Below are 24,962 nucleotides of genomic sequence, written 5' to 3'. Positions count from 1 at the left end.
GCGTTTGCTTGTTGGAGCGGTACCGTCCCACAACTTGATCGTGGAATCTCAGGACACAAACTGTGATACAAGATATCGTGATCAAGCCACGGTATGACACTAAACCACGATAATATATAACAAACTCCAAATTTATAACAGTAAAAAATAATGAGAGCCGAAATAGAAAATTACGTAAAAAAAATTGAGCAATCTTTAGAACTACTTTGGAGGTCACTTTGACGTCGAAGCATCAACTGAAAGACTAAGAGAACTAGAAGAATTAACAGCCGATCCAAGTTTATGGAACGATCAGGCTAACGCACAAACATTACTGCGAGAAAAAAGTAATCTAGAAGAAAAACTAAATGCTTTTAATAAACTCAAATCCAATTTAAAAGATGCTTTAGAACTTGAAGAAATGGCTGCATCCGAAAACGATTTAGAAACACTTTCACAAATTGAACAGGACTTAAAAAATTTAAGCATCCTTGCTGCCAAATTTGAAACCGAATGTTTATTTTCAGGTGAAGCGGACGGTAATAACTGTTTTTTAGAGATTAATGCTGGCGCAGGAGGAACTGAAAGCCACGACTGGGCATCTATTATGATGCGTATGTATTTGCGTTTTGCAGAAAGACTCGGCTTTAAAACCGAAATAATCAATATGCTTAACGGCGAAGAAGTAGGCATTAAATCATGCACGATTAGGATAATAGGCAAGAGGGCTTACGGCTGGTTTAAAACCGAAGCAGGAGTTCATAGGCTGGTACGTATTTCCCCGTTTAATGCTGCAGGTAAAAGAATGACTAGCTTTGCAAGTAGCTGGGTATACCCTGCAATTGACGATAATATAGCAATTACTATTGAGGATAAAGATTTAAGGATCGATACTTTTAGAGCATCGGGAGCAGGCGGACAGCACGTTAATACTACTGATTCTGCCGTACGTATCACCCATATACCGACCGGTACGGTAACACAATGTCAAAGCGATAGATCGCAACATAAAAATAAAGCTCAAGCTATGAAGATGCTTCAAGCAAAACTCTATGAGCTTGAAATGCAAAAACGCACAGACAGCGTTAACGAGCAAAATGCTGCTAAAACTGATAGTAGCTGGGGATATCAAATTAGATCATACATCCTACATCCTTACCAAATGGTGAAAGATTTACGCACCGATTACGAAACTTCCGACACTAAAGGAGTGCTTGACGGTGACCTTGAAGAATTCGTCTCAGCAAACCTTGCTATGAATGCGGGCGGTAAGAGTTAGTGACAATCAATGAGCAATTAATGAATCATATACTGACTTAATTAAAAATTTTAAACAAGAAATCAGTAAAGCTAGTATTAGAGCCCATTTAGCAGTTAATAAAGAATTAATAGTTCTTTATTGGAATATAGGAAAACTAATTTTAGAACATCAGAATAAAGAGAAATGGGGGGCAAAAGTTATTCAAAATATTTCTGATGATTTGCGTAAAGCATTTTCTAAAATGAAAGGATTATAATATCAAAATATTTCTTATATGAGGCAATTGGCTGAAGAATATAACGATGAACAAATTCTCCAAGTCTGTTGGAGAATTTCCTTGGGGGCATAATATTGTTATTTTTTCAAAACTAAAAAATATTTGGGTATGCACAACAAACCATTGAAAATGGTTGGTCAAGGAATGTATTATCTTTGCAAATTAAAAGTAATTTACATGAAAGGTCAGAGAAAAAGGTATAAATCACTTTTCTAATACTTTACCTGAATTACAGTCTGATTTAGCAAGATTAATTATAAAAGACCGATATAATTTAGAATTTTTAGATATTCAAGGTAAAATAATAGAATGAGATTTAGAAAATAAATTGATAGATAATATGAAAAATTACAAAAATACGGACCGATAATTTTATTTAACGGCGGGGCTTATGATAATCGCTGACTCAAAGAATCTTCTGCTAAAAATATTATTACCCATTATCTAAAAGAAAATTTTTATATATTCACTTTACATGAGGAGTAGGTTAATACATCCGGAGAATCTAAAACTCTATATAAAGAGCATGAAAACGGTAACATCGAGTTAAATAACGCTGAAATTGCAATTGTTGCCCATACTTATCATTTTCCGCGTGTTCACAGGTATTTTGACTTATTCTTTATTCATAACACCAAACCTATAATATTTTAGTTGATTGGAAATTTGAAACCCCAGGCACTTATAACGACTTAAAACAAGCATTGCTCAAATTACCTAACCATGTAGAGAAAGGGTTTGTTTCAGAAAAATTAAATGCCAATTAATTAATCGGTATCTCTCTTGCTTCTTGTTCTTTAATCTCAGTACGAGGTAGAATAATAGTAAGTATTCCATTCTTAAGGTTTGAAGAGATATTTTTCTGATCTACATCTTCATATAATGATATTACATAATTAAAATTTTTATTCATATAATTATCTGAATAATCAGTTTTATTTTTTGCTTCTATATTCCCTGTAATAAATAATCTATTGCCGTTCACTTTAACCTTAATTTGACTTTTATCAAAGCCAGGTACTTCCATAATAATAATATACTGCTTATCTTTAGTAATCAAATTGCTTTTTATACTATTAGACTCATAAAACGGTAATCTATTTTTAAATAAATGATCAATATTTGTAATGTGATTATCTATTAAATCTGCTACCTGACGCAGCGGCATTGCACTACTGGAATCATAATTCTTATTAGCGATTGCAATATTACTAGATAAAATAACAGCTCCTATAGCCGGAATATATTTTAACATAGTACTATCTCCACATTTATTAGTTATATATTTAAATATATAACATTATCTATTTAAAATTCAAGTCTTATACTTCAATAATTTGCTAAAAGTACGCTGCCCAAAATAAAAGCTAATAATCCATGCAAAAATAGTTTGGTCTTCAATATTCCATAATATATCTAAATACTCAACTAGCATGGCCGATTATATTGAACATAGTTAACTCCTACATACATTGCAACAAAGCTATAAGCAAGCACGGGTCTTACCGAACCGTTTAAAGCATCAACACAACTTAGACCCGATCTATATGTTGAATAAAGAGAATATCGCTCTGACATTTCTTACGATATGGGAAGCTCTGTACAAGTTTTAGATTGATTTAGTTTATTGTTAGTAATTTGACGATCTAAAATATTTATCTCGTGTTTTTTGTCGTTAATATCTTTGTACATTTTTAAAATTTCAGGAATTATTGAACTAATAAATCCTGTTATTACTGCAAGTAAAGTAATCATAAATACCTATCTTTATAAATTTTATTATAAGTATAGCAAAAATTAATTACCGCACTAAGACAGAGTAAAGAAAATGGCAGCATGGGCTATGTCATTCTTAGCTAAAAGCAGACATCCAGACAAAAGCACATTAGGCATCGCCACGTAGCTTGGCCACGTGGGTCCAGAAAAAAACTAACAACGACTGGATCTAGCTCACAAGTAGCGGTATGACAATTATTATTGGATTCCTGCTTTTGAAGGAATGACATCGAACATGTTTAATGATCCATGCAATAACGCCAATAATAGGAAAATTGATCCACTAAATAACTACTTCAGATTAGACCAAATGCGATTTTTAGCAATATAGAAAAAGATAGTAAACACTACCAAAAACATCATAACTTTAAGACCCATAGATTTACGATGTTCCATTTCCGGCTCAGCTGCCCATTGTAGAAATACTGCAACATCATGCGACATCTGCTCTACGCTTGCGTTAGTACCGTCTATATAGGTTACCTGCCCATCTCTAAGCGGCGGCGGCATTGCTATTTGCTCGCTAGGGAAATACGGATTATAATGAGCCCCTTGCATTAGCTTAAAATCTGCCGGCGGTTCGGTATAACCAGTAAGCAGAGAATATATATAATTAGCTCCGTCATGACGTGCTTTTATTATCAGCGATAAATCAGGCGGATGTGCTCCGTTATTAGCTGCCCTTGCTGCTTGCTCATTAGGGTAAGGAGGTACAAAACGATCAGATGGAAGAGCGTGACGGTCAAACATCTCACCATCATCATTAGGTCCGTCTTTTATCGTATAGCCCTTGGCAATCTCTTTTATTTCATCATCTGAAAAGCCGATATCTTTAAGATTACGGTAATATAGATTGTTTAAACCGTGGCAAATACTACAAACTTCTTTATAGACCTGAAAACCTCTTTGTGCTGCTGCACGATTAACTGTGCCAAATACGCCATCAAACGACCATTGCATCTTTTTAGGATGTAATGCTTCTTCGTTGGCTAAACTTAAGCACGAAGTTAGTAGTATGATGATAGAGATAAGTAGTTTTGTTTGCATAAATTTTTCTTATATCTTAGCGACGATGTCATTACTGCATAACATTATCTGCACGGATATCCAAACCGTCATTGCAAGAAAAATTACGAAGTAATTGACGAAGCAATCCAGTAAAAAAGTCTGATTTACAGAATTTTTTTATTATTTTTTCTGAATTGCCGCGTCGCTTCGCTCCTCGCAATGACGATTATCATAACAGTATTACAACCCCTCCGGTAGCGGCAGTGGCTTCTCATATCTACCTATCAGCGGGAGTGCTACTAAGAAATGGACAAAGTAATAACAAGCAGCAAAGCGGCTAATTGTAATATACGGCTCTTCTGCCGGCTGTCTGCCTAAATAACCAAGCAATAAACAATCTGCAATAAAGATCCAAAAAGCAATTCTATATATCGGTCTATAATTGCTACTTCTGATTTTTGAAATATCAAGCCACGGTAGTAAGAATAACACGAATATACTTCCGAACATTAATAACACTCCACCAAGCTTAGACGGTACGGCTCTAAGGATCGCATAAAACGGTAGAAAATACCATTCAGGAACAATATGGGCAGGCGTAACTAACGGATTTGCCGGAACGTAATTATCGGGATGTCCTAAATAATTCGGTTCGTAAAAAATAAAATAGGCAAATATTATGAAATAAACTCCGAAACCGACAAAATCCTTTACGGTATAATAAGGGTGGAACGGAATAGTATCTTTAGGGCTTTTAACATCTATACCTTTTGGGTTATTTGAACCATGCTGATGCAGAGCTACTAAATGCAGCATCACAAGAGCGACCATAATAAACGGCAATAAATAATGCAGCGAGAAGAATCTATTTAATGTTGGATTATCAACGGAAAAGCCACCCCATAACCACGTAACTATTGATTTCCCTATTAGAGGAATAGCCGAGAATAAATTAGTAATTACCGTAGCACCCCAGTAGCTCATCTGCCCCCAAGGAAGCACGTAACCCATAAAGGCAGTAGCCATCATGGTTAGAAAAATAATAATACCGATATGCCAAATCAGTTCCCTAGGAGCTTTATAAGAGCCGTAATACAAACCTCTTGCTATGTGTAAGTATACGGCAGCAAAAAACATCGATGCACCTACCGCATGAGTATAACGCAGTAACCAGCCGTAATTAACATTACGCATGATTCTCTCAACACTATCGAAAGCATGATCAACATGCGGCGTATAGTGCATAGCAAGCACCACACCAGTAATGATCTGAATTACTAACGCAATACCGGCAATAGAGCCTAAATTCCACAAATAGCTAAGATTTTTTGGAGTTTGATAATGACTAAAATGCTTTAGAAAAGAGAAAATCGGTAGGCGATAATCTATCCACTCAACAATAGAGTTCTTCCCAAACTCTACTGCTATAGGTAATTTATGCGTCAATCCGGCACTCACATCCTCACGTACGCTTTTGTACCCTGCGGTTCCGTGTTCTGTGTTTCCTTCAAATGCTCCTCTATAAGCTAATTTTGAAAGAACTCTAGTAGCATTAGGCTTTTTAGGGGTAATATCTTCATTCATAAATAACTACCCGATTCTAATTTTTTTATCGCTAATAAAACTATAAGGCGGCACCGCTAAATTTAAAGGAGCAGGACCTCTTCTAACCCTACCTGAAGAATCATATTGTGAACCATGACACGGACAGAACCATCCATCATATTCACCTTGATCAGCAAGCGGCACACAACCTAGATGAGTACAGATCCCAATCGTCACAAGCCAATTATCATGACCTGCTTTCACACGTGCTTCATCTGTTTCAGGATCAATAAGCTCCGACATCTTTACAGCTCTTGCTTCGGCTATTTTATCAGGAGTACGGTTAGTGATAAAAACCGGTTTACCTTGCCATTTAACAGTAACTGTTTGCCCTACCGCAATATTTGATAGATCAACCTCAATTGATGATAAAGCAAGCACGTCTGCGGAAGGGTTTAAGGAGTCCATTAGAGGCCAAAGTGTACAAACAGCCCCAACTGCTGCAACACTACTAGCAGTTAGAACCATAAAATCACGACGTGTTGTTTGTTTGTTTGTATTATCTTCAGTATCCGACATATAATATTAAAGTGACATAAATTAACGATTATTATTACTACCACTTTGGGTATTATTAAGATTATTTGGATTTTCTAGTTCTTCATAAGGATTTATTATAGGACGTTCAGCGTCTGCAGCACTATCTGCTTGTCTTGGTGTAAGCTTATTTATTTCATTTTCTAGCACCTTTGCTCCTGTACCTTCTTCATGCTTATATTCTACAGGATTACTTAAGCAATTCCAAAAACTAACTAAATAATTCCAATTAGGACCGAGTTTTGTAGTACAATTTTGAGCAACTGCTTTAGTTGTATCTAATATCTCAACTGTAGTTTCAGTAAAATAATCTATAAATCCAATTTTTTTTAAGCCCAATACTGTATAATATAAAGTAATTAAGGAAGCAACGGATATAATTAAATACCATTTAGTGATAATAGACCACAGAAAAAATCCCATAGGATTTGCTGCAATTAACCTTCGTAAAGCATACCACATATATTTTTCTCAAAAAAATTTATTAATCATATTCATCTTTATTTTATATCACTACATTAGTAAAAATAAAGCAAAATCACGTAATATTATAAATATTTTTAATTAAATAGGCACTCAAGAAGAATGAAATCGGTAAAAATACTAAATTAATTCCTATCATAATAAAAATTAATTGTAAGTTATTATCTTGTAATATTAAGCCTGTCATTATAATATTCGGCATTAATAACGGCATGACAAACGTACCGACAAAGTTAGCATTCTTCCTAAAATAACATTGCACACTACCGGATAAAACTACTAAACTACTTGATAAAACTAACATAATCCATACGCTAATAAAGAAAAATATTATCTCAAGCAAAGTTTGATCAAAAAAAACATAAATAATTGGTAAAACAAAAAGCAGCCCTACCGTACTACTGATAAATATAGCACAAAATTTAGCTAATATAATTTTTTCATAACTAACAATTGATAATAATAACTCTAAGCTCCCGTCTTCCAAATCATATTTAAAGATCACCGCAGAAAAACCTATTAATGAAATTAATAAACAAATTACTGAAAAAATTAAACCGAATTTGTTAATATCTTTCTCGCTGTTAATTAAAACAGTACTAATTATGCAAAATAAACAAAATATAACTATATATTTAATTATATTATTAATACGATTCTGCACTATAAATTCACGCTTAATTAATAAAAACATATTCTACTCTCTATTTAGTAGACGAAGATCAACTTTAAAAAGAGCAAGGAGTTGATAAGTCAATGAGCGGAGCGTATAACTAGTGAACATCATTGATGATTATAAAACGACGTAGCCAATCCTTAAAGTTCATCAAGTATACAGTTAAATACGTTGTAAATTAAATACATAATAGCTGCGACAGTTAAACCGATACCAATTTCAACAATAACTATAGCGATATGATGAGCAAGTAACTGATCATTGATAAAATTTGTTAACGAATCATAATTTAAATAATTATCGTTAAAAAATAGCGATATTGTTCCTACAATTGCATATATTGCTACACCTAAAACAGCAATACAAATTAGCACGTTAGGAGGAAAATATCTGCTTAATTTTCGATGACCGTAAACTAAATCATACGCAATAAGGCTAGATGCAAATATAACACCTGCTTGAAACCCACCACCAGGCGAAGACTCACCGTTAAGCTGAATATATATACTATATAAAATTATATAAGGTATTATAAAACTAGTTATATATTTTATTATCGGATTTGTCATCACGCGACTTGATCGCAGAATCCTGTATTTCATTCCGTGTCCTGAGATACCGTGGTCAAGCCACGGGATGACACCCTCCTGTGAGGATACTAACAGCACAGCAATTCCTGCAATTAAAATTACGCTAGTTTCACATAAAGTATCATATCCACGATAGCTTGCAAGAATAGCTGCAACAAGGGAAGGTATTCCTATATCTCTAGAGGTATTTTCTATATAATATTTACTTGAATATATATGAAGAGGAGCATTATCATCACCGTAACTCGGTAATTCTAACCCAATATAAGTAAGAATTACTACAAATAATAAACATATTAAACTTGTGGCAATAACATTAGTTCTCTCTATATTCTTTAAATCAGAAGGTAATTTGCGTAACAAATTCAAATATACGCATGTTGATAAGCAACTTCCTATTGCAGCTTCAGTCATAGCGACATCAGGAGCATCCATCATAAGATAAGATACACTGATTAATAAGCTAAATATAGAAGTAGCAATCACTGAGTTTAGTAAATCTTTAGCAAAAATTATTTTTATGGATATTAAAATCAATAAAAAAGCAATTAAGTTAAGTAGATAATTGCCGAGATCAAAATTTAAAGCTGTTTTCATTAGTTTTATAAGGGGTTAACTGTATAGTCTAATGTCATTCCAGTGAAAGCGGGAATCCAGTCTTTTTAAATTTTTTTCTGGATTCCTGCTTTCGCAGAAATGACATCGAAAGTAACGATGCTTTACCGAGTGCATGGGTTGCTACTGGATTTAGTAGAAAAATCAACAAAGCCGCTAAAATTAATTTACCAGAGTTAACAATATCTGATTCAATGCACGCAAAACCTATTAAGCAAACAGGCACTCCAAAACTCTCAATAACACTTGCTGCATGTAATTTAGTATAAAAATCAGGAAATCTAAAAAAACCGATTATCCCTGAAAATATAGCAAATAATCCAATCATTACTAATAAAATTCCGATATAATATAATATCATTTTTGTTAATCTTATTAATTATTTAGCATTGATATACTCGATCAACTTCAAAAAGAGCAAGGAATCCACAAGACGAGGAGCTGAGCATATACTTAACACGTGAGCACCTCAGTACTTGTAGGATTACGTAGCCAATTTTTGAAGTTGATCGAGTATATCACTCACCTTGAGCCAAACTATACCCTGCCACCCCGTCAAACTCAAATAAATTCTCTACTTTGATAAAATCGATATTTGCTTTGCTTAAAGCTTCAAGCAATCTTGTTATATCTAAATGCTTTATTTCTGTGCCGTCTTTATTCATAAAACGACAACACCAATGATCGGAAACAGTTTCAAACCTTGTATCACGGGGCCACAATTTTAATCCTTTTGACGAGATTGTTTTTAACTCAACATTACCAAGCTCAAGCTTATTAACTGTATCTGCTATATCGTGAGCGGAAGATACATTAATATTCACAAATATATCTGTACCAACCAATTTCTTAACCTCTTTAGTATCAATTTTATAGTCTATATTACTTTCTTGTTTCTCGGCAATTAACGGATAATCTGCTCTAGGTAGCTTTGTCGGTATCTTTCCTAATCTTTTCGTTACTTCTTCAGCAAATTCTTTTGTACCAACTTTTTTACTAGAATTCTGCTGATTATATATATCGGCTGTATGAACTCCATCCTCTATAGTTTTTTTCCAAGCATTTTCGATTAATGTAGCGATATCACCCTGTCCTATATGTACTAGCATCATTATAGCAGCATTTAACAGCCCTGACGGATTTGCAATATCTTTACCGGCAATATTGGGAGCACTTCCATGTACTGCTTCAAACATCGCATAATGCTGCCCAATATTTGCAGAACCGGCTAAACCTACCGAGCCTGAAATTTCAGCAGCTACATCGGATATGATATCACCGTATAGATTAGAAGTCACGATAACGTCAAATATTTCCGGTTTGGTAGAAAGCCTTGCAGTTCCGATATCGATAATATAATGCTCGTTACTAATTTGTGGATATTCTTTTGCAATCTCATTAAATACTTTATGAAAGACACCATCGGAAAATTTCATAATATTATCTTTGCTTAAGCACGTGACTTTTTTACGGTTATTTTTTACTGCATATTCAAAAGCATATCTAATAATTTTTTCACAACCAGTATGACTTATCAACTTTATTGATTCATAAATATTATGCGTTTGGCGGTATTCTATACCTGCGTATAAATCTTCCTCATTCTCACGTATAATAGTTAGATTTAAATTTGGATGCAGAGTTCTAGTAAAAGGATGAAACGAAACAGAAGGACGAATATTAGCAAAAAGCTGTAATGTTTTACGAATCGTGACGTTTAAACTTTTATATCCTCCACCTTGCGGGGTAGTAATCGGGGCTTTAAGTATAATACCGGTACGTTGTATTGATTCCCAACTTTCTTCGCTTATGCCTGCAGTATAATGCTTCTTGTAAAGCTTTTCACCTACTTCAATGGTTTCTAAGCGAATACGAGCCTCAGCTTTACGTAATATATAAAGCACTGCCTCCATTATTTCAGGACCTATACCGTCCCCGTATGCAATTGTAATCGGTGTAAATTCTGCCATATTAAATACTCTTGTTAAATAATAGTGTTGTTATGTCCTATGTTATCCCAGCGTAGACAAGAATGACATATACAATACAATCAATAGTTTATCATTACTTCTTTTAACCTTTCATTCAACATAAAAGTTACTTCGGAAGTTATATTCAAATTATTTTTGGCATATAAGACTTGAGCACTTGGAATTACCAAATTAAGGTTATATTTCTCGGCAAGTTCACTAATTATTGTGATAGTTGTTTCATGGACTATACTCATAGCCTCAGCGTGTGCTTGTTCAAGCTTTGTTTTCTTAATCTGAATTTCTTTTCTAACGTGGCTAACTTTTGCATTAAATTCGTTTACTTTATGCTCAAATTCGGTTTCACTTAAATTAGAACGCTCATTTAGCAACTTCTCTTCCAGCGGTTTAAATTCTGCTTCTTTTGCTGCAATATCCTCTTGAATTTTATTATTAAGCTTTTCAATTTTATTACGTAAATCTTTTATAGCTATCGAACCTTCCAATATAGATTGGACATCAGCAACAGCTACTCTAACTTTAAAATTATCTTCTTTAATCGGCACATTTTGTGCCTCCGTAATCATTGAGAAATTTATTATGAATATGCATAAACATAATATGCGGTATATCATCTTTGGTCCTATAATTTAGACTTAAGCGCTATATTGAATGATGTCATTCCCGCGTAGGCGTGGATCCAGAAACAATGTATCACTGCAGCAAATTTTTGAAATTAAAAGCTCGCTTTACGCTGGATTCCAGTCTACGCGGGAATAACATTGGAGCAACCCATCTATTAATCCAAGAATAAATCACATCAGGTGATTTGTCTATCATTAAAAACTTAATCGTCACCTAACGTTAGTACCTTATCATTTCCATGTGGTGTATGTTCCGAATAATAATCACTTAGAATAATGTTAAAATCCAATACTTTCTATTATTTTTTGCTTTAAATCTTTTTCACTAAGAAGAGATGAAGTATCAAGATAATTTCACTCAACATAAATTTCATGCTGTTCATTAAATTCATATAAAAAATTAAAAGCTTTATGAATATGCTCTTTTCCTTTATTCTCAACCAAAACTTCTGTAATACCATAGTATTTTGCAGCATTGACATATTTAATATCATCATCCATGAAAAATACATTTTTTGTATTAGTTACTCCAGTATTATTAGTTATTTTTCTTATATATTCTTTTTTAGTACAAAATTTGTATTTCTTAAAAATTATTAGAAGGTCAAGCTGATTTGATATAAATTTTTGCTGCATCTTCCTGTCCCAGTAAGGTTTCTAATGCATATTTTACAGCATGATGATAATCATTAAATGATGCTATAGCTATTTTATGACCAGATAATATCATATTCTTAAAAAGACTTACTAATTGCTCTTCATTGTTCGCACCTAAATTAATCACTATCTAGCAATTTCTCCATCAGCTCTATAATGAATTTTGGTTCAAGCCTAGCTATTTCTTTAGCACGGTCCTCATATGCGCTAAAAAAGCGATTTTGTATATTACGTGCTATTAAGCCTCCTAACCTCTCCCCTATATAATTATGCGAATGCCCCATTAACTCAAGTACCGTCAAAATCAAATATAAATAGTGCTATATTATAGTTCATTAATTTCTCTTATTTTAAAGTTTAAATATTCTCAGTAATTTTTATTCTGCAGTTAAACCAATTTATTTTTCAAGAACTTGATTCTATTTTTTGGTATTTTAGTGTATAATACGGAATACTATTGTACACTTGTGAGAGTTTTTAAAGATGACACCTATTCGTAATATAGCAATTATTGCCCACGTTGATCATGGGAAAACTACCCTTGTTGATAATATGCTTAAACAAAGCGGGACATTTAGGGCTAACCAAGCAGTAGCCGAGCGTGCTATGGACTCTAATGATCTTGAGCGTGAGCGTGGAATAACAATACTAGCCAAATGCACTGCTCTTATGTGGAACGATATCCGTATTAATATCGTTGATACACCTGGGCATGCTGATTTTGGCGGTGAAGTAGAACGCATATTAAGTATGGTTGACGGTGTCGTGCTACTTGTCGACGCTTCTGAAGGACCAATGCCGCAAACAAAATTCGTGCTTTCTAAAGCTTTAAAGCTCAACTTAAAACCTATCGTTGTTATTAATAAAATCGATAGAGACGACCAAAGAATTAAAGAAGTTATCGAAGAAGTATTCGAGCTATTTGTTGCACTCGAGGCAAATAACGACCAGCTTGATTTCCCTATAGTCTATGCATCAGGTAGAGCAGGCAGAGCATCTTTAAACTTTGATGATAAAATAAATCCTTTAGATAATTTAGCAGATGATTTAGCTCCGCTTTTCGACCTAATAGTAACACATGTACCTACGCCTGCAGCCGATGATAAAGCACCGTTTTCTATGCTTATTACTACTAGAGAATATAATTCTTTCTTTGGGAGAGTTCTAACAGGGCGTGTACAAAACGGCACTGTCAAAATCAACCAAAACATAAAAGTATTAAATCGTGAGAATAAAGTACTTGAAACCGGACGTATCACTAAAATATTAGCCTTTAGAGGCTTAGAGAGAATCGCTATAGATGAGGCTATAGCTGGTGATATTATTGCCGTAGCAGGGGTGGAAAACGCCAATGTTGCCGATACTATCTGCTCACCTGAAGTAACCGAAGCTGTACCATCTCTACCTATTGACCCCCCAACTTTATCCATGACTTTTAGCGTTAATGACTCACCGCTTGCAGGAAGTGAAGGGACAAAAGTTACATCAAGCTTGATTGGAGCGAGGTTAATGCGTGAGATTGAGAGTAACGTGGCACTAAAAGTTACCGAAGCAGCTGAAAAAAATGCTTTCCAAGTTGCGGGACGAGGAGAATTACAGCTTGGTATCTTAATCGAAACTATGCGTCGCGAAGGGTTTGAGTTATCTATAAGTAGACCCGAAGTATTATTCCAAACCGATGGGAAAGGTAACAAGCAAGAACCTATGGAAGAAATCCAGGTTGACGTTGATGACGATTATGTTGGAGTGGTCGTAAAATCTTTAGCACTTAGAAAAGCTGACATGACTGATATGAGACCATCAGGCGGCGGTAAAAGCCGTGTTACGTTTATCGGACCGTCTAGAGGGTTAATCGGTTATCACAGCCAATTTTTAACCGAAACACGAGGCACGGGAATTATGAACCGTATTTTCCACGGATACGCTAATTATAAAGGAGCTATCGCGGGAAGACGTAACGGCGTGCTAATCTCTAACGGTGACGGGGCGGCGGTAGCATATGCTCTATGGAATCTAGAAGAAAGGGGGAAAATGTTTATAAACCCTAGCGATAAAGTATATAGAGGTATGATTATCGGAGAACATAACCGTGAGAATGATTTAGAGGTAAACCCACTAAAAGCAAGACAACTAAGCAACGTTAGAGCTTCCGGAAAAGACGAAGCCATAAGACTAACGCCGCCAATGCTTTTAACTCTAGAGCAGGCAATTAGCTATATACAAGATGATGAAAGGGTTGAAGTAACACCAAAATCTATTCGTTTACGTAAAGCTCTACTTGACCCTAACGACCGTAAAAGAGCTGCGAAGTAGCAAGACATTACTAGTGAAAAATGTAACCTTGTTGCAGCGATCCCACTGTCATTCCTGCGAAAGCGTGGAACTATATATTTGATAAAATAAACCTAAAAACTAGTTGTTATAGGTTTTGCTGGATTCCCGCCTACACGGGCATGACATCAGGTCATACCACAATGTCTCAGGAATAACCTAAATACCCCTAAACACTATAATAACAAACTTTCTTTACTGCTTCTATTACGTCGCTCTCGCTCGGCAGAGCTAATTTTTCTAAATTAATGGCATAAGGAAGTGGTACGTCTTTACCGCTTACAATCTCTATCGGAGCATCTAAATAATCGAATGCTTCTTTCATAACAATAGAAGCAATACTTGCTCCAACACCTGCAAAAAACCACCCTTCTTCTACTACAACTAAACGATTAGTTTTTTTCACCGATTCTATTATTGTATCCGTATCAAGCGGTTTAATAGTGCGCAGATCAATAACTTCACAATCAATATTATCACCATGTAAAACATTTGCGGCATCTAAGGCAAGTTTTACTTGAATCGAAAAAGTGACTATAGTGACGCTACTACCTTCTTTTAAAATTTTTGCCTGACCATAGGGTATAGGCTCGATTGTTTCCGGTACGTAAAAACTATGACCGTATAAAATTTCATTTTCTAAAAAAACAACGGGATTATTGTCCCTAATAGCTGTAAGCATAAGCCCTTTATGATCTTCTGCACCATAAGGAGCTACTACTTTTAACCCTGGAATGTGAGAATAACAAGCTGTATAATTTTGGCTATGTTGTGCGGCTACTCTACTTGCTGCTCCGTTTGGTCCTCTAAATACTATCGGACATTTGACCTGCCCGCCTGACATGTAATGCGTTTTTGCAGCTGAATTAACTATATGATCGAATGCTTGCATAGCAAAGTTAAAGGTCATAAACTCCACGATCGGGCGCAGTCCTGCAAAAGCTGCTCCGACTGCAAGCCCTGCAAAACCATATTCCGTTATTGGCGTATCAATTACTCTCTTAGGACCAAATTGCTCTAGTAATCCTTGAGTTACCTTGTAAGCTCCTTGATACTCTGCAACTTCCTCACCCATGACAAAAACTTTATCGTCTCTTATCATCTCTTCTCGCATCGCATCACGCAACGCTTCACGTACCGTTATTTGCATTTTTCTTTTTTATTTGATTAAAGTTTGTGTCATTCACATAGTGCCTATGGTATTGTTGCGTGGATATCTATGTCATTCCTGCTTTTGCAGGAATGACATAGAAAATACTAAACGTATACATTTGTATACAACTCCGACTCATCAGGCAACGGTGAATTTTCTGAAAACTCTACTGCTTCTTTCACAATTTCCTTAACTGACTGTTCTATCTCTTTTAAATCCGCTTCGGTTGCATATTTATTGTCAAGTATCGTTTTTCTTATTATTACTAATGGGTCACGCTCTTTATATTTCTCAACTTCTTCTTTACTGCGATATTTTGCCGGGTCAGACATCGAATGCCCACGATAACGATAAGTTTTTACCTCTAATATCAACGGGAAGCTATTTTCCCTAACATACTCGGCTGCTTGCTTAAAGCCGTTATACATTTCTTCAAAATCCATACCGTCTAACTGACATCCTTTAATCCCAAACGATTCCCCTTTTTTATATAAATCACACATAAAGGTAGAACGTGCTACAGATGTTCCCATCGAATATTCGTTATTTTCAATAATATAAACTACAGGTAAACCCCATAAAGCAGCCATATTCAAAGCTTCATATACCTGACCTTGATTAACCGCACCGTCACCTAAAAAAGTAAAACAGATATTATTCGTACCGTTATATTTCTCTGCAAAAGCAAGCCCTGTGCCTATAGGTACTTGAGCTCCCACTATACCATGTCCACCGTAGAATTTGCGCGGTACGTCAAATAAATGCATCGAACCGCCCTTGCCTTTTGAGCAGCCTGTAGCGCGCCCCATAAGCTCGGCAAGAACGTCTTTAGGCTCAGTTCCGGCTAAAATAATATGAGCATGGTCACGATAGCTAGTAATCATACTATCACCTTTTTGCCTGACCATATTTACAGCAACAATCCCTGCTTCCTGACCTATATATAAATGACAAAAACCGCCTATTTCTCCCACTCCGTATAGCTGCCCGCATTTTTCTTCAAAACGACGCACTAATAGTACTTCCTTAAAAGCTCTTAAATATTCCTCTTTGATCGGCTTATATTTTCCTAACTTAATATCCACTCATTACTCCTATACTCCTATAGTATATTTTCATCCAGTGGTCAAGAGCCACTGGATGACATCTGTTTTTGGATGCCCGCCTCCACGGGAATGACATCCAAAGTCACAAAATACGGCACATGGTCTGAAGGCTGCAACCAATCACGTGCTTCTGATAGTAAATGCATAGAAAATAATGCATCTTTTAAATTATTGCTAACCCAAATATGATCAAGCCTTCTACCTCTGTTAGATTTTTTCCAATCTATATTTCTATAGCTCCACCAAGTATAAAACTTTTCGTCGAGTGGAACAAAATACCTGCTACTATCGATAAAACTTAACGAATTTTGTAGCTCTACCAATAACGAGCGTTCAATATCGGTATGGCTGATAACATTTCTCAACTGCTTACTAGACCATACATCATGTTCATGCGGAGCAATATTCAAGTCCCCAACAATGATAATTTTATCGTTCCTAGTACGGTTAGTAGTTAGCCATTCCTGCATTAACCTTACATATTCGAGCTTATGCTTAAATTTTAAGTTTGCATCTATATCAGGTATATCACCACCAGCAGGAACATAAAAATTATGTATTTCTATATCATTAACTATAGCCGCTATATGCCTTTTATCACTATTATATAACTCTAATGAAAAAACATTATTCAAAGGAAATTTTGAAATAATAGCAACACCATTATATGACTTCTGCCCTGAATATATTACATGTTCATAGCCTATATTTTTAATAACTTCAAGAGGAAATAATGAGTCCGATACCTTGGTTTCTTGAAGTAAAATAATATCCGGCTGATGTTCATATACTAATTTTCTTAATAAGTCAATCCGTAGACGCAATGAATTAATATTCCAAGTCACTATCTTCATTTAATGTTTTTATTTAATCATTTTTTATAGCTGCCTCTATTATTGCATCTCTGAAATAAATTATTCCAAGTTGATTTAAAGGATTTTTCATGTCAATTTTATCTTTTTCTTCTTCAGGAATTTTAATCATAGTATTACTAAGTATAGCAAAATAAAGATTATCAGGCAAAACATATCCTGCTTCACTTTGTATGCCAAGGGCTTTTCCCGTATAATGAATCATTAAATGCTTAGAATCAAGATCCGTAAGAAAAATACCGTAACCCATATAAGACTTACGCCCTTCTGTATCTTTTGCTAAAAAATATTTAGTAGTCATAAGTTTATACGACTTCTTAGAAAGAATTGTCCCCTCATTTAATGCCCTATACCATTTAACTAGATCGTTTGGGGTTGATATGATCCCTCCATCTCCACAAGGAACTGCTAAAAACTCAGCAATTACAGGAGTAAATATAGGTTTATTACTATTATTAGGCGTTAAAAAATATCTTACCGGATAATTAGCACTAACAACATTTTTCTGAATTCTAGCAGCATCACTATATGAAGCAAAACTAGTAGATTTCATGCCAAGAGGTTTAAAAAATTCATCATAAAAAAAGTCACCTAAATCTTTTTTAGCTACTTTTTCGATAATCATACCGAGTATAACAAAATTAGTATTACTATATTTAAATTTTGTCCCTATAGATATTTCTAAAGGTTTAGAAGAAACAAATTGTAATATTTTCTTGTGAATCTCTTTCTGAGGCATATTTAAATCAAGTTTAACAAAACTAAAATATTCAGCAATACCGCTACTATGCGTTAATAAATTATGAATAGATATTTTATATGCCCAATCTGGTACTTTTCCACCCCACATGTCCGGATCAAGATATTTATAGATTTTATCATTAATATTTAATAATTCCTGTTCTTGTAATTTTAAAATTCCTGCTGCTGTAAAAGGTTTTGTAGCAGAAGCAATGGGCATCATTTCATTTGCTTTTAATTGCTCACCGTTTAAAGCAAAAATTCCTTTAGCACCGGTGAATAAAGGTTTATAATCATCGGCAAACATAAAAACAGCATTTAAAAATCTATTACTCATATATTCTTTTTCTGCTGCATTGATTCTTTGCTGTATATCTGCAAAACAACCAATACTATTAGTAATTAAAAAAAGCAGCAATACAAAATATCTACGAATCATAACTTCCACACTCCATAAACTGATCAGTAGACGTCTTACAAACGTTTGCTAACAAATAGGGATGTGACAGAGACACTGCACTTCGAACCGCAGCGTACACAAGCATACGTGAGGATTCAAGTCTAGGCTCGACGTACCAATTACCTTTAGCAGCAAGCTATGTAAGACGTATAGTAAAATAAAACGGTAATTTTGCTTCTAACTTAATCTCTTGACCAAAAATCTTTTCAGATAAACACATATTATTAGAATGCAAGAACATATATTTGCTATACGGCATTATTTCTTTATTACCATACTTATTATCTCCAACTATCGGACAACCTAATAATTTAGAATGCAACCTTAATTGATGCATTCTACCTGTAACCGGCGTAAACTCAATTAAAAATAAGTTATTATCAAGTGATTTAAGTAATTTATAATAAGTAATGGCAAGTTTAGCATTTTCACTATCAATATCAGTAATTTTAGGTGTACTTCCTTTACTCTTCTCTATATTACTTCTAACTTCTCCTACATTTTTAATTGGCTTTCCATAGGTTATAGCACAATATGTTTTTACAATTAATTTTTCTTTAAAAGCATCATGCAGTTTTACACTACTTAAATAATTTTTAGCTATTAAGAGCAAACCGCTTGTTTCTTTATCTAACCTATGTACTAGCTTAAAATCAGCACCTTTATAATTCAAATATTTTAATGCAGAGTCAATAGATAAATTTATTTTACTGCCACCTTGAGTAGCAAGACCTGCAGGTTTATTTATAGCTATTAAATTATCATCTTCATATATCAGATAATCGATAGTAATTTTCTGCGCTAGTTTAATTTCAGCATCGGTAAAAACTAATTTTTCGGGTGACTTAACAGGTAAATTAAACTTATCTTTAATAAAAATTTTATCGCCGGCATTTACTCTTAAACTCGCTTCTGCTTTCTGAGCATTAACGGTAATTTGTTTTTGACGTAATGCTTTCTCTATTACTCCTTGAGTCAATAACGGATATAGACGTTTTAAATATTTATCTAATCTAGAAGAAATAGGAGTATTGACATCAATGTTCATTTAGAGCTTTTTATTGTGTTGTTGTATGTATTAGTTTTTTTGTCATTGCGAGGAAAAATTGAAAATTTTGACTAAGCAATCCAGTGATACAAATTCTGATTTACAGAATTTGTATCACTGGATTGCTGCGTTGCTTCGCTCCTTGCAATTACAACTTGGTATCAACGCAACAATGCTGACTTAACCATAGTAATATTTTAACTACTGTTTATTAAAAAATAGCACCAAATTATTATAGATAAAAGGATTATAGCAAAAAGCTGATGTATAGATGCAATGATTATAGGGACAGAATATAAAAGAGTAATTATTCCGGTAGATATCTGCATCAATAATGCAATCATTAGAAAATACGCTATCTTATTTAATTTCGGATGTTCTATTGTTAACAAGCAAATTACTAAAACAACAACAACCAAAAATACGCTATAGCTGCCTAAACGATGTATAAATTGTATAAAAACTGGATCATGCAAATTTGCAAGATTAAAGAAATTATCTTTTATCTCCATCGGGATACAATGATCCCCCATTAGCGGAAAACTATTATATATCAGCCCTGCATCAAGCCCTGCAACCAGCGCCCCTAAAAAAATTTGCACATATATTACAGTAATAGCAATACCGGAAAATATTAGTGGTAATTTTAAATCTGTTTGTGACGGGATTAACAAAATATCACAACGATTTTTTATTAATTGATAAAAAAGTATGTGATAAATAATTACGGCGATAATTAAATGAAAAGCAAGTCGAAAATGACTAACAGACGGGCTATTCAACAAGCCGCTTTTAACCATATACCACCCCATAAAACCTTGTACACAAAATAACAACAAAGCAATTATATAAGGTAGCATGTCACAATTTTTTATAACATCTTTAAAATAAAAATATATTAAAGGTACAATATATATTAACACTGTCATTCTACCGAGTAATCGATGTATAAACTCTAACAGATAAATACACTTAAACTCTGATAAAGTCATTCCGTAATTAACGGAGTTATATTCAGGAAAAGCTTTATATTTCGCAAATTCCGCTTGCCAGCTTTCAAAGCTAAAAGGCGGCAAAATACCGGTTACAGGACGCCACTCAACTATAGATAAACCAGCACCTGTAAGCCTTGTGATACCCCCTATAACAACCATCGCTATGACCATTATACAGCTTACAAACAACCATTTTGTAATTAAGCTTTTCCGCACTTTTATTTTAAGTTTATATTTTTTATCTTGTCATTCCTGCAAAGATCTTGTCGCATGGATACTGCAAGTCGTCATTGCGAGGAAAAACTATAAGTTTTGACGAAGCAGCCCTTCCTAATCAAGACTCTACATTCTGTTCCGTATCTTCGGCGATATTAGGAGGACATGTTTTATTTGATTTTTTATTACGATATCTACGTTTTATCTTTTTTGGAGCAACTTGTGCTTCTTCTAAACCAGCATTACTTTCTACAACTTTCAGCTCTTCCACAACACTTACAGTGTGCTCTACCGATTCCGCTGCCTCTAAACTCTTATCTTTTACTTCATTAGCAACATTATTACTATTATTAGCTGTCTTCCATTTATGTTTATTTTTGCGCAACTGTTCTGTTTTCGGCTCTTCTTCAGTATAATCAGCACTATGATTCTGAATGACCGGCTTAACAGGATTAACATTATTGTTGTTTTGCTTCAACAGCTTTACTTTTTCAATTGAATAACTATCTGATGTAGCATTAGGATCGGAATAAAAATTAAGCTTTATATTATATTTTTCTTCAATAAATTTTATCTCAGCACGTTTATTATTAAGTAGATAAAGAACTGAAACGATATTGGTAAAAACATTTATTACATCAATTCTTTCTTCAAAAATTTCATTCTCTATAGTACGTAAAATTAACATAGCATTAGCATCACTCGCCCTAATGACTCCTTTACCGTTACAATGAGAACAAATAGCCGAATTAGTTTCTAAGAAAGAAGAACGTAATCGCTGCCTTGAGAATTCAAGGAGCCCAAACTGACTAATATTACCGGTTTGTATACGAGCACGATCACGACTTAAAAACTCTTTAAAGGATCGTTCAATAATTTTACGATTCTTAGCTTCGCTCATATCTATAAAATCAACAACTATCAAACCTGATAGATCTCTAAGCTTTACTTGCTTTGCTACTTCTTTTGCTGCTTCTAAATTAGTTTTTAGTGCCGTTTCTTCGATATTTTTTTCAGAAGTTGATTTACCGGAATTTACATCAATTGAAATAAGAGCTTCCGTAGGATTAATAACGATATATCCCCCTGAAGGTAGTGTTACGACAGGCTGATACAATTTAACTAATTGCTCTTCTACTTGAAACTTAGTAAATATAGGAATTTTATTTTTATGCTCTTTCAGCTTTGCAAGCTCTGAAGGTAATAAATCCTGCATAAATCTTGAAGCATCTTCATAGGCTTCTTGTCCTTGAATCACTACTTCTTTAACATTGTGATCACACATATCACGTATGGTTTTACGTATTATACTATCTTCTTCATGGATAAAACACGGAGCTGGAAATTTAATAGTACTTTTACGAATTTTATTCCATAACCTTGCTAAATAATTATAGTCTTTCTTCAAATCTAAGGTACTACTTCCTCTACCTGCAGTTCTAACAATCACACTATAAGTATTTTTGTCACCACTTACTATTTTATTTAAAATATCTTTCAGTCTTTTTCTTTCTTCCCCGTTTGATATTTTACGTGATATGCCGTTTTGCAAACCTTTATTAGGCATTAAAACACAATATTTGCCGGCTAAAGATATATACGTAGTAAAAGCGGCACACTTATTTCCTCGTTCTTCCTTAGTAACCTGTACTAATAATATTTGGGTTTTTCTGATTACTTCTTGCACTTTATATTGTTTATATTGCGGAATATTTGACTCAGTGGTACCGCTTTGAATAATTTCAATATCATCAGCCGCTTCTAAATTAAGTTCTGACTGGAATTTACTCTCTACTAAATCTTCTATAGTTTTTAGGTCAATTTCTTCACTATCAACGAAAGAATCATATATAACAGCCGGTTTCTCTTTATCATCCTCAACCGTAATATTTGAAAGAGCTATTTCAGGAAAAGCATTAACCGGAAAATTTCTCTCCGAGGTAGGCAAATTGTAATAGTTAGGATGGATTTCACTAAACGGTAAGAAACCGCTTTTTTCCATTCCATACTCTATAAAAACAGCTTGTAACGATGGCTCTATTCTTGTAACTTTTGCTAAATAAATGTTACCTTTGTTTTGTTGTCTTACGGTTGTTTGAAATTCAATATCTTCTATATTGTTGCTTTGTCCTAATAAAACTACTCTTGTTTCACTTGGAAAATTAGCATCAATTATAATCTTTTTATTCATTTATCTTGCTCACTAACTTGAAGAACAAATAATTAATATAATGCCTGTATCTTAAGAACAATCATTGTTTATCTTGTATTAATTTATTTAAATAGATAATTTATCTATGATTAAAGAGCAAAAGTGTACATTCTAGATAAATTTCAAATAACACCTCTTTAAAATACTAAAAATATATTATTATTTTTCTTACATTAAAATATTTTCATATTATTTAATTCATTAATTTTTTTGTAAATTAAACAATAAATTATATACAAATTATAAATTAAGACTACCATACTTGATTAAAAGCTGATAATCTAATAACTATCCACATGTACTTAAATAATGGAATTACAAATCTCTTTAATTTTTAAGATAATAATCTTGATCATTATAATTATGAGTTATATACCATGTATTTATGTTTAGCAAACACTTAATTTATGACTTTAAAAAACGATTATAAAACTATTTTTTGCTCGCTTTTGGGAATATTGATTTTTTCCTGTATCAATGCTATCAATTTTTATAATTTTAAAATCTTTTTACTGATAAATAAAAATCTATGCGGAGAACAAATAAATCATATAAATCAAACTAAATTTATAGGTTCGATAATCGCAGGCTTTGCCTTAACACAGTTAATTAATAAGTTAAGTAATAAAAAAATTATTTTACTTAGCTTATCTTTATTAATGATTTGTACAATAAACCTCATTATATTAAATAATTATACTCTAATTAAAATTAATTTTATTTTAATTAATTTTGGAACATTTTCATATTTCACTTCTATAACATTAGACATTATTGAGAGTAGCAAAGAAAAGAAATATTTTTTTTTAGCTTGTATAATGTTGTTATGGGCTGGTGGAAATTTAATGGTAGATTTATTCAATCCATTTATAAAACCGACAAATAATACTATAGTAATTTGTGCATTGTTATATTGTATCAATATACTAACTGAATTTCTGCATTATAATCCTACATCTCATAAATTAAATCTAAATTCAAAATTCTCATCCTTAATAAAAAATGTCGAATTACAATTATTGACAGGCTTCGTAGTTGCTTATGTCACCTTGGATATATTATGGTATTATGAAGCTTTTGCATTAAAGAAGGAATTAGCATTAGTTAATTTAAGACTCATATTAAAATATATTTTCCTAGCAATATGTTTTTCTATAGTTCCTATATGCTACATATTAAGCAAAGTAAATAAATATTTGGCTAATTTATCACTAACTATAATTCTGCTCGTCTGCTTTATGTTACTACCGCTTCATGGCACTAGTAAAAACCTTAATATATTATATATAATACTAATCGGTAGTTGTTTAGGATCCATTTATATTTGCAATATTTTAATACTAATTGATAAATTTAGAGATTACGAACTCAGAACAGCTTTATTTTCGTATTTTTCAATGTGCAGCATCGGTACATATGCCGGAGCTTTATCATCTCATGTACCTTACGGCACTATTAACGGCAGTGATTTCTTATTTTCCGTTTTTGCCGTAGTCGGTAGTTTTGTAGCCTATCATTTTTGGTATTTTATTAAGTATAAATTGTATAGATTTTAAATTTAACTCTATGTCATGCCTGCGTTTGCAGGCATCAAGTATAAAGCGATATAAGTCGAGCTTTTAATTTCAAAAATTTGTTGTATTGGTACTTTTTTGGATTCCTTCTCTCGCAGGAATGATATAAAATGAGCCGTACAACAACGCCTATTACTGCTTGCAATGACGATTATGTAATATTTTGTAACATAATA

The 24,962-nt window shown here is 33.5% G+C and carries 25 protein-coding genes and 2 pseudogenes; 5 read left to right on the top strand and 22 right to left on the bottom strand.

What is annotated here, in order from left to right:
* Nucleotides 1–150: 150 nt before the first annotated feature.
* From prfB to A1C_RS09210, 3 genes and pseudogenes are all read left to right on the top strand, one after another.
* Nucleotides 151–1,258, top strand: a protein-coding gene (gene prfB, locus A1C_RS01795; RefSeq protein WP_157211888.1) for a peptide chain release factor 2 whose coding sequence is annotated in 2 segments (ribosomal slippage) — nt 151–219 and nt 221–1,258 — 1,107 coding nt in all. Because the reading frame shifts where the segments join, the coding sequence is not laid out codon by codon here.
* A gap of 16 nt (nt 1,259–1,274) precedes the next feature.
* Nucleotides 1,275–1,496: a DUF1016 N-terminal domain-containing protein gene (locus tag A1C_RS09215; RefSeq protein ID WP_332239167.1), complete on the top strand. Its 222-nt coding sequence runs from the start codon at nt 1,275–1,277 to the stop codon at nt 1,494–1,496.
* A 176-nt stretch (nt 1,497–1,672) separates the two neighbouring features.
* Nucleotides 1,673–1,827 (top strand): annotated as a pseudogene (locus A1C_RS09210) (PDDEXK nuclease domain-containing protein); the annotation flags it as partial.
* 453 nt (nt 1,828–2,280) lie between these two features.
* Here the strand turns inward: A1C_RS09210 and A1C_RS01790 are convergent.
* From A1C_RS01790 to A1C_RS01725, 15 genes and pseudogenes are all read right to left on the bottom strand, one after another.
* Nucleotides 2,281–2,772: an Hsp20/alpha crystallin family protein gene (locus A1C_RS01790; RefSeq protein ID WP_012149338.1), complete on the bottom strand. Its 492-nt coding sequence runs from the start codon at nt 2,770–2,772 to the stop codon at nt 2,281–2,283.
* 326 nt (nt 2,773–3,098) lie between these two features.
* A complete protein-coding gene (locus A1C_RS08030) occupies nt 3,099–3,272 on the bottom strand; it encodes a hypothetical protein (RefSeq protein ID WP_012149337.1) in 174 nt (57 codons plus the stop codon).
* A gap of 312 nt (nt 3,273–3,584) precedes the next feature.
* Complete coding sequence (locus tag A1C_RS01780) at nt 3,585–4,340, bottom strand: cytochrome c1 (protein WP_012149336.1); 756 nt, start codon at nt 4,338–4,340, stop codon at nt 3,585–3,587.
* A 67-nt stretch (nt 4,341–4,407) separates the two neighbouring features.
* Nucleotides 4,408–4,529, bottom strand: a pseudogene (locus tag A1C_RS09395) (lytic transglycosylase domain-containing protein); the annotation flags it as partial.
* A 12-nt stretch (nt 4,530–4,541) separates the two neighbouring features.
* Nucleotides 4,542–5,747, bottom strand: coding sequence for a cytochrome b/b6 (locus A1C_RS01775; RefSeq protein ID WP_052290662.1), 1,206 nt, complete (start codon nt 5,745–5,747; stop codon nt 4,542–4,544).
* 144 nt (nt 5,748–5,891) lie between these two features.
* The gene (petA, locus tag A1C_RS01770) at nt 5,892–6,425 is read right to left on the bottom strand and encodes a ubiquinol-cytochrome c reductase iron-sulfur subunit (protein WP_012149334.1); all 534 of its coding nucleotides are present in this window, start codon (nt 6,423–6,425) and stop codon (nt 5,892–5,894) included.
* Between the two features lie 21 nt (nt 6,426–6,446).
* Nucleotides 6,447–6,905 (bottom strand): DUF2670 domain-containing protein, encoded by a 459-nt coding sequence (locus A1C_RS01765; protein ID WP_012149333.1) that lies wholly within the window; start codon nt 6,903–6,905, stop codon nt 6,447–6,449.
* A gap of 76 nt (nt 6,906–6,981) precedes the next feature.
* Nucleotides 6,982–7,620, bottom strand: a complete 639-nt coding sequence (locus A1C_RS01760) for a heme exporter protein CcmB (RefSeq protein WP_012149332.1) — start codon at nt 7,618–7,620, stop codon at nt 6,982–6,984.
* A gap of 122 nt (nt 7,621–7,742) precedes the next feature.
* Nucleotides 7,743–8,789: a DUF4040 domain-containing protein gene (locus A1C_RS01755; protein WP_012149331.1), complete on the bottom strand. Its 1,047-nt coding sequence runs from the start codon at nt 8,787–8,789 to the stop codon at nt 7,743–7,745.
* A 34-nt stretch (nt 8,790–8,823) separates the two neighbouring features.
* Nucleotides 8,824–9,168, bottom strand: coding sequence for a Na+/H+ antiporter subunit G (locus tag A1C_RS01750; protein ID WP_012149330.1), 345 nt, complete (start codon nt 9,166–9,168; stop codon nt 8,824–8,826).
* A gap of 157 nt (nt 9,169–9,325) precedes the next feature.
* Nucleotides 9,326–10,777, bottom strand: coding sequence for an NADP-dependent isocitrate dehydrogenase (locus tag A1C_RS01745; protein ID WP_012149329.1), 1,452 nt, complete (start codon nt 10,775–10,777; stop codon nt 9,326–9,328).
* An 80-nt stretch (nt 10,778–10,857) separates the two neighbouring features.
* Nucleotides 10,858–11,412, bottom strand: coding sequence for an OmpH family outer membrane protein (locus A1C_RS01740; RefSeq protein ID WP_041816749.1), 555 nt, complete (start codon nt 11,410–11,412; stop codon nt 10,858–10,860).
* 363 nt (nt 11,413–11,775) lie between these two features.
* Nucleotides 11,776–12,057 carry a hypothetical protein gene (locus tag A1C_RS08025; protein WP_012149327.1) on the bottom strand — a complete coding sequence of 94 codons (282 nt, stop codon included), beginning with the start codon at nt 12,055–12,057 and terminating at the stop codon, nt 11,776–11,778.
* Nucleotides 12,026–12,205 (bottom strand): hypothetical protein, encoded by a 180-nt coding sequence (locus A1C_RS08400; RefSeq protein WP_012149326.1) that lies wholly within the window; start codon nt 12,203–12,205, stop codon nt 12,026–12,028. Before A1C_RS08400 ends, A1C_RS08025 begins: the two co-directional genes overlap by 32 nt.
* The gene (locus tag A1C_RS01725) at nt 12,198–12,380 is read right to left on the bottom strand and encodes a hypothetical protein (RefSeq protein WP_232279060.1); all 183 of its coding nucleotides are present in this window, start codon (nt 12,378–12,380) and stop codon (nt 12,198–12,200) included. Before A1C_RS01725 ends, A1C_RS08400 begins: the two co-directional genes overlap by 8 nt.
* Before the next feature lie 181 nt (nt 12,381–12,561).
* Here A1C_RS01725 and typA point away from each other — a divergent pair, with 181 nt between their 5' ends.
* Nucleotides 12,562–14,391, top strand: coding sequence for a translational GTPase TypA (typA, locus tag A1C_RS01720; protein ID WP_012149324.1), 1,830 nt, complete (start codon nt 12,562–12,564; stop codon nt 14,389–14,391).
* 187 nt (nt 14,392–14,578) lie between these two features.
* On the opposite strand, the gene A1C_RS01715 is transcribed toward typA, so the two are convergent.
* The 7 genes from A1C_RS01715 to A1C_RS01685 form a co-directional block, all read right to left on the bottom strand.
* The gene (locus tag A1C_RS01715) at nt 14,579–15,559 is read right to left on the bottom strand and encodes a pyruvate dehydrogenase complex E1 component subunit beta (protein WP_012149323.1); all 981 of its coding nucleotides are present in this window, start codon (nt 15,557–15,559) and stop codon (nt 14,579–14,581) included.
* Nucleotides 15,560–15,666: 107 nt separating this feature from the next.
* Entirely contained in the window at nt 15,667–16,647 is a 981-nt protein-coding gene (pdhA, locus tag A1C_RS01710; RefSeq protein WP_012149322.1) for a pyruvate dehydrogenase (acetyl-transferring) E1 component subunit alpha, read from the bottom strand.
* 41 nt (nt 16,648–16,688) lie between these two features.
* Nucleotides 16,689–17,522, bottom strand: coding sequence for an exodeoxyribonuclease III (gene xth, locus A1C_RS01705; RefSeq protein WP_012149321.1), 834 nt, complete (start codon nt 17,520–17,522; stop codon nt 16,689–16,691).
* A 13-nt stretch (nt 17,523–17,535) separates the two neighbouring features.
* The gene (locus tag A1C_RS01700) at nt 17,536–18,720 is read right to left on the bottom strand and encodes a serine hydrolase domain-containing protein (protein WP_041816748.1); all 1,185 of its coding nucleotides are present in this window, start codon (nt 18,718–18,720) and stop codon (nt 17,536–17,538) included.
* Nucleotides 18,721–18,877: 157 nt separating this feature from the next.
* The gene (locus A1C_RS01695) at nt 18,878–19,789 is read right to left on the bottom strand and encodes an RluA family pseudouridine synthase (RefSeq protein WP_012149319.1); all 912 of its coding nucleotides are present in this window, start codon (nt 19,787–19,789) and stop codon (nt 18,878–18,880) included.
* Between the two features lie 197 nt (nt 19,790–19,986).
* On the bottom strand, nt 19,987–21,000 hold the full coding sequence (locus A1C_RS01690) for a COX15/CtaA family protein (RefSeq protein ID WP_041816747.1): 1,014 nt from the start codon (nt 20,998–21,000) through the stop codon (nt 19,987–19,989).
* 118 nt (nt 21,001–21,118) lie between these two features.
* Nucleotides 21,119–23,191: an Rne/Rng family ribonuclease gene (locus tag A1C_RS01685; RefSeq protein ID WP_012149317.1), complete on the bottom strand. Its 2,073-nt coding sequence runs from the start codon at nt 23,189–23,191 to the stop codon at nt 21,119–21,121.
* Nucleotides 23,192–23,619: 428 nt separating this feature from the next.
* On the opposite strand from A1C_RS01685, the gene A1C_RS01680 reads away from it, so the two are divergent.
* A complete protein-coding gene (locus tag A1C_RS01680; protein WP_012149316.1) occupies nt 23,620–24,768 on the top strand; it encodes a hypothetical protein in 1,149 nt (382 codons plus the stop codon).
* Nucleotides 24,769–24,962: the final 194 nt, after the last annotated feature.

Source organism: Rickettsia akari str. Hartford (assembly GCF_000018205.1).
GTDB lineage: Bacteria > Pseudomonadota > Alphaproteobacteria > Rickettsiales > Rickettsiaceae > Rickettsia > Rickettsia akari.
This window is presented reverse-complemented; position numbering and strand designations above follow the sequence as displayed.

What these genes read in the sequence shown, in the direction of transcription:
- A1C_RS01745 (WP_012149329.1), bottom strand. Translation starts at nt 10,777, where the DNA reads ATGGCAGAATTTACACCGATTACAATTGCATACGGGGACGGTATAGGT.
- A1C_RS01790 (WP_012149338.1), bottom strand. Translation starts at nt 2,772, where the DNA reads ATGTTAAAATATATTCCGGCTATAGGAGCTGTTATTTTATCTAGTAAT.
- typA (WP_012149324.1), top strand. Translation starts at nt 12,562, where the DNA reads ATGACACCTATTCGTAATATAGCAATTATTGCCCACGTTGATCATGGG.
- A1C_RS08030 (WP_012149337.1), bottom strand. Translation starts at nt 3,272, where the DNA reads ATGATTACTTTACTTGCAGTAATAACAGGATTTATTAGTTCAATAATT.
- A1C_RS01780 (WP_012149336.1), bottom strand. Translation starts at nt 4,340, where the DNA reads ATGCAAACAAAACTACTTATCTCTATCATCATACTACTAACTTCGTGC.
- A1C_RS01755 (WP_012149331.1), bottom strand. Translation starts at nt 8,789, where the DNA reads ATGAAAACAGCTTTAAATTTTGATCTCGGCAATTATCTACTTAACTTA.
- A1C_RS01740 (WP_041816749.1), bottom strand. Translation starts at nt 11,412, where the DNA reads ATGATATACCGCATATTATGTTTATGCATATTCATAATAAATTTCTCA.
- A1C_RS01750 (WP_012149330.1), bottom strand. Translation starts at nt 9,168, where the DNA reads ATGATATTATATTATATCGGAATTTTATTAGTAATGATTGGATTATTT.
- petA (WP_012149334.1), bottom strand. Translation starts at nt 6,425, where the DNA reads ATGTCGGATACTGAAGATAATACAAACAAACAAACAACACGTCGTGAT.
- A1C_RS08025 (WP_012149327.1), bottom strand. Translation starts at nt 12,057, where the DNA reads ATGCAGCAAAAATTTATATCAAATCAGCTTGACCTTCTAATAATTTTT.
- A1C_RS01695 (WP_012149319.1), bottom strand. Translation starts at nt 19,789, where the DNA reads ATGAACATTGATGTCAATACTCCTATTTCTTCTAGATTAGATAAATAT.
- A1C_RS01685 (WP_012149317.1), bottom strand. Translation starts at nt 23,191, where the DNA reads ATGAATAAAAAGATTATAATTGATGCTAATTTTCCAAGTGAAACAAGA.
- A1C_RS01715 (WP_012149323.1), bottom strand. Translation starts at nt 15,559, where the DNA reads ATGCAAATAACGGTACGTGAAGCGTTGCGTGATGCGATGCGAGAAGAG.
- A1C_RS01680 (WP_012149316.1), top strand. Translation starts at nt 23,620, where the DNA reads ATGACTTTAAAAAACGATTATAAAACTATTTTTTGCTCGCTTTTGGGA.
- A1C_RS01765 (WP_012149333.1), bottom strand. Translation starts at nt 6,905, where the DNA reads ATGTGGTATGCTTTACGAAGGTTAATTGCAGCAAATCCTATGGGATTT.
- xth (WP_012149321.1), bottom strand. Translation starts at nt 17,522, where the DNA reads ATGAAGATAGTGACTTGGAATATTAATTCATTGCGTCTACGGATTGAC.
- A1C_RS01700 (WP_041816748.1), bottom strand. Translation starts at nt 18,720, where the DNA reads ATGATTCGTAGATATTTTGTATTGCTGCTTTTTTTAATTACTAATAGT.
- A1C_RS01760 (WP_012149332.1), bottom strand. Translation starts at nt 7,620, where the DNA reads ATGTTTTTATTAATTAAGCGTGAATTTATAGTGCAGAATCGTATTAAT.